At 43.6% G+C, this 2,024-nt stretch carries 1 protein-coding gene; it reads right to left on the bottom strand.

The genetic code is table 11. The features are described from left to right. Nucleotides 1-154: 154 nt before the first annotated feature. Nucleotides 155-1,888 (bottom strand): IS1634 family transposase, encoded by a 1,734-nt coding sequence (locus ACLTOQ_RS16150; protein WP_002589783.1) that lies wholly within the window; start codon nt 1,886-1,888, stop codon nt 155-157. Nucleotides 1,889-2,024 lie beyond the last annotated feature (136 nt).

Here is a 2,024-nt window from a genome sequence, read left to right as displayed (position 1 = left end):
TTTAACCGTTATTCCAAAAATCCTTCTTGACATACCGCCGCACAGTGCTTATAATCCCAAGTTTGACAGTTTAGAATGTTAAAAACCCTTAGAAACGTCGTATTTATGCCGTTTCTGAGGGCTTTTCTTTTTGAAAAAAGGGAGTAATGGATTCTTATTCTTTTGAATGTCTGCAGATACCCTTTATGGTACGTTTCTTTATCAATTCATAGTCAGTACGGAACCCGGCGTACTCATGCAACGCATCCGTAAGCCTTGTACGTGTGTAAGATGGGACATATCCTTCGTTTCCTATGCTTGTTACCCTCATTTTTCTGAGTGTCGAAATAATCTCATCACAAGTGAACTGGCTGTCTAGTTTGCGTTCCAGAATCCGGTAGATTAAAAGCGCGATAAAACATGTCGTAAAGTGAGCTTTGATCCTGTCATCCCGTTTTAGGTAAACCGGCCTGGCCTCGAATTCTGATTTCATGATCCGGAAAGATTCTTCGATTTCCCACCGCCCTTGATTTACTGCTGCGATTTCGGAAGGGTCATCGTCGAGATTCGTATAGACGGCATAGAAGCCGTCATATTGGGCTTCTTCCTGTACGGCGTCCTGATCAATTTCGTAAATTTTATTTGCAGCGCATTCACCATCTGCGGTGATCGATGTTTTCTTTATGAATCTGCGGTAATCATTCTGGCTATGCTTATCAATCCTTTTCGGCTCGGTATCAATTGCTTTCATCGCTCTTGAAATCTGCTGATTTCGGATCTGTTGTTGATAGTTCCTGTATTTCAGGGAATAGGTCACGATCAGAGTCTGATCGAAATCAATATCACGTTTCCCGTCATTTCCTTCCACATACAGCTGCTTGTAGAACAGCCTGCTGCGGTTTTTAGCGGTGTCTTCGAGCCTGCTGATATCATAGGTATCCAGGCTGTCTTTCAGATGCCATCCGGTGGGCTCCAGACACCATTGGCGCAAATCTTTTTTGAGCTTTTTAATGGACTGCGTTGTTATGAAACAGCGGCCGCCAAAGTTGTTGAATTTCCGGTTGCGTTCAGAAGACAGTCCAGCATCCGTACAGACGATAAATTTTGAAAGCGAGAAATCTCTCAGGATCTGTTCTTCCAATGGGATCAGAGTAGTCTGTTCATTGGTATTGCCTGGATGGATACAAAAGGCAAGGGGGATCCCACTTCGATCAATGAAAAGTCCCATCTCGACGATAGGGCTCGGGCGATGTTCCTTGCTCGGACCGTATTGTTTCAGGCCTTCCTGACATTCCGTTTCAAAAAAGTAATTGGTACAGTCATAGTACAGGACTCCGGTCTGCCGTTTGACCAGCCGCCGGCTTGCTTCATACAGTTCCGCCTGGATGGAATCGGATTCGTTTGCAATGACAGACAGGGCACGATAAATCTGATGCAGTTCAAAAGCCGGTGGTTCGAGCAAATCGGAGGACTGCTCATAGCAGGAGAGTTTTGAAGACGGATTGAGGATCCTCTCATACACAAGACGTGAAAGGATGGAATCAAGGTCATAGGAAAACGAATATTCTTTTGAAATCTTTCTACAGATGTTTGGCAGGCGAAGATCATAGTAGATCTTCTGAAGGAAAAGGTAACCAACGTTATAGGAATTCTGCTTATCGAAAGGAATGAGAATATCCGTCCGCAGCGGAACAAGGACTTTATGCTGCTTTTCAGCTTCGGCCTGATTGAGCTCGTCCAGATGCGCCTTAGCCCATTTATTGGCATCTGTACAATGATATTTTTCCATGATTTCCCGTTCAGTTCCAAGGCGTTCCACAACTTCTGAGGAGCGTTTGCCGTCGCGGCGGACAGAGCGGATGATGTAGTAGCTTATTCCATTTTTGGTTTTATTTGTAGTCAATCGCATGGCAGACTCCTTAAGAGAGATGGTATAATCGGATTATATCATATATTACGCTATTACGCACTAAAAACTTTCTGAATTTGACAAAAAAACCTGCTAACAAAAGTCAAGTACTTTTCAGCAGGTTTTTAAAATTATT

Origin of the sequence: Gallintestinimicrobium sp. (assembly GCF_046968865.1) — a bacterium.
Lineage (GTDB): Bacteria > Bacillota > Clostridia > Lachnospirales > Lachnospiraceae > Gallintestinimicrobium > Gallintestinimicrobium propionicum.
The sequence above is the reverse complement of the archived record's forward strand: the minus strand, read 5'-3'. Positions and strand labels throughout refer to the sequence as shown.